The organism is Xanthomonas sp. SHU 199 (assembly GCF_000364665.1).
In the GTDB taxonomy this organism is placed as follows: domain Bacteria; phylum Pseudomonadota; class Gammaproteobacteria; order Xanthomonadales; family Xanthomonadaceae; genus Xanthomonas_A; species Xanthomonas_A sontii.
In genome coordinates this window covers 1-3,028 of sequence record NZ_AQOI01000043.1, presented here as the reverse complement: position 1 = coordinate 3,028, position 3,028 = coordinate 1, and the positions used below count along the sequence as shown (strand labels likewise).

At 72.5% G+C, this 3,028-nt stretch carries 2 protein-coding genes; both read left to right on the top strand.

Annotated elements, in window-relative coordinates; all coding sequences use genetic code 11:
• The first annotated feature begins 41 nt into the window (after window positions 1-41).
• The gene (locus D183_RS0102395) at window positions 42-635 is read left to right on the top strand and encodes a DUF4194 domain-containing protein (protein WP_081613246.1); all 594 of its coding nucleotides are present in this window, start codon (window positions 42-44) and stop codon (window positions 633-635) included.
• 95 nt (window positions 636-730) lie between these two features.
• Window positions 731-3,028 (top strand): ATP-binding protein (locus D183_RS0102390; protein ID WP_017907575.1); only part of this gene is annotated, 2,298 nt, incomplete at its 3' end.

The following is a 3,028-nucleotide window of genomic DNA, read 5'->3' as shown; positions in this document are numbered from 1 at the left end:
CGGCCGCCGCCACGTCCGCGGCGGCCGAGGCCGGCACCGCGCTGTTCGCCGGCGACAGCGGCAGCCTGCCGCTGGAGGCGCGGCGCGCGCTGTGCCAGTTGCTGTCCGGCCCCAGCGTCGATGCCTACCGGCACGGCCCGCTGTGGCAGGCATTGCTGCGCCACGAGGCCGCGGTCCGCCGCGTGCTGAGCGAGCTGTTCCTGGAACTGGTGCTGGACCGCGATGGCGGTGTGGCATTCGCGCGCCAGGCCGATACCGGCGAGCTGGAGACCCCGGCGTTGCTGCGCACCGCGCCACTGACCTTCATCGAGTCGGTGCTGCTGCTGTTCCTGCGCCAGCAACTGGCCGAGGCCGACACCCGTGGCGAGCGCGCGGTGGTCGACGAGGCGCAGCTGCTGGAGGTGTTGTCGGTGTACGAGAAGAACGTGTCCACCGACCGCGCCGGTTTCGCCCGGCGGGTGCTGGCGGCGATCGCCAAGATGCGCGACAACCACCTGCTGTCCAAGCTGCGCGGCAGCGAGGACCGCTACGAAGTCTCGCCCGCGCTGAAGCTGCTGTTCTCGGCCGAGGACGTGCAGGCGCTGGCGACGGCCTATCGCGGCCTGCGCGACGGCGTGGCCGAGGCGGCGCCGTGACCGGCCCGCGCCCGCACGTCGCGCACGCCTAGCGCCGGCTTTGCACCGTGCGCCGGCCGCCGTGGCGGCCGTCCCCGTTTTCCGATGAGTTCCCGATGACGTCCCTGTCCGAATCGTCCACCGTCCCCGTCGCCCCGTCCCTGTTCGCCGAGACCCTGGTCGAGCAGCGCGCGCAGCAGTACCGCATGCGCCGCCTGCAGGTGCACAACTGGGGCACCTTCAACGGCCTGACCGACGTGCCGATCGCCGAGAAGGGCTTCCTGTTCGTCGGCCGCTCCGGTTCGGGCAAGTCGACCCTGCTCGATGCGATGTCGGCGCTGCTGACCCCGCCGAGCATCGTCGATTTCAACGCCGCCGCGCGCGAGGCCGAGCGCAGCGGCCGCGACCGCAGCCTGGTGTCCTACGTGCGCGGCGCCTGGGCCGACCAGCAGGACAGCGCCTCCGGCGAGATCGCCACCCAGTACCTGCGCAAGGGCGCGACCTGGTCGGCGCTGGCGCTGGAGTACCGCAACGCGCAGGGCCAGGCGGTGAGCCTGGTGCGGCTGTTCTGGATCGCCGGCAGCGGCACCGCCGCGGCCGACGTGCGCAAGCACTACATGGTGGTGCCGCGCGGCTTCGACGTGGCCGCCGAGCTGGACGGCTTCGACCTGGACCTGCGCCGGCTCAAGCTGCGCCTGGGCGAGGACGTGCACCACTTCGACAGCTTCGCCGGCTACGCCGAGCGCTTCCGCCACCTGCTCGGCATCGGCAACGAGATGGCGCTGCGGCTGCTGCACAAGACCCAGTCGGCGAAGAACCTGGGCGATCTCAACGCGTTCCTGCGCAGCTTCATGCTCGACGAGCCGCGCACCTTCGAGGCCGCCGACCGCCTGGTCGAGGACTTCGCCGAACTCGACGGCGCGCACCACGCGGTGGTGACCGCGCGGCGCCAGGTGGAAACCCTGACCCCGGCGCGCGACTACCACGCCGAACTGCTGGCGCTGCGCCACAGCGTCGGCGAGCTGCGCGAACTGCAGCTGGGCATCGACGGCTACCGCGAGCAGCGCCGCCTGGCCCTGCTCGATGCACGCCTGCAGGAACTGGACACCCAGGATCGCGGCCTGGCCGGCGAGGAAGGGCAGCGCCGCGAAGCGCTGGACAACCACGAGCAGACCCTGGCCGAGCTGGAGACGCAGCAGCGCGCGCAGGGCGGCGAACAGGTCGAGGCGCTGGAGCGCGAACGCGGCCGCGTCGAGCGCGAGCGCGACGAGCGCATGCGCCGCCGCAGCCAGGTCGAACAGGCCTGCCGCCAGCTCGGCATGGGCCTGGCCGGCAGCGCCAGCGGTTTTGCCGAGCAGGTGGCGCAGGCGCGCGCGTTGCGCGACGGCGTCGCCGGCGAGGCCAGCAGCCTGGACGAGGCGATCGCCGAGCGCATGGCCGAGCGCCGCGAGGACGAACGCCGTTTCGCGGTCATCCGCACCGAGATCGAGGCGCTGCTGAAGGCGCCCTCGAGCATTCCCGCGCCGATGCAGGCGCTGCGCGCGCGGCTGTGCGCCGAGACCGGCCTGTCCGAAGCCGCCCTGCCGTTCGTCGGCGAGCTGGTGCAGGTGGAGGCCGACCAGGCTGCCTGGCGCGGCGCGATCGAGCGCGTGCTGCACGGCTTCGCGCAGTCGCTGCTGGTCGACGAACGCCACTACGCCAGCGTCGCCGACTGGGTCAACAAGACCCAGCTCGGCACCCGCCTGGTGTACTTCCGCGTGCGCCACAACGCGCCGCTGCAGCAGCGCGAGCCCGACGCGAAGTCGCTGCTGCGCAAGCTGGAACTGCGCGACCATGCCTATGCGCCGTGGCTGCGCCAGGAACTGGCGCGGCGTTTCGATTACACCTGCGTCGATACCGTGGCGCAATTGCGCGATGCCGAGCGTGCGATCACCCGCGAGGGCCAGGTCAAACATCCGGGCGATCGCTACGAGAAGGACGACCGCCACGCGGTCGGCGACCGCAAGCGCTGGCTGCTCGGCTACGACAACCGCGACAAGCTCAAGGTCTTCGAGCGTGAGGGCCAGACCCTGGCGCAGCGCATCGCCGCCTGCGACGCCGACGTCGCCGCCCTGCGCAAGCAGCGCGAACAGGACCAGGGCCGGCAACTGGCCGCGCACACCCTGGCCGAGCGCGAGTGGGACGAGATCGACGTCGCGCCCAAGCTGCAGCGCCTGAGCGACATCGCCGAGCAACTGCTGCAACTGCGCGAGGGCGACACCGCGCTGCGCGCGCTGGGCGAGCAGATCGCCACCGTCCGCGCGCGCCGCGACCAGGCGCGTCGTACCTACGAGGACGTGCGCCTGGAGCGCGCGCAGGTGAGCCGCGAGCGCGCGCGCCTGGAAGCGCAGCGCGAGACCTGCGCCGCGCGCGTG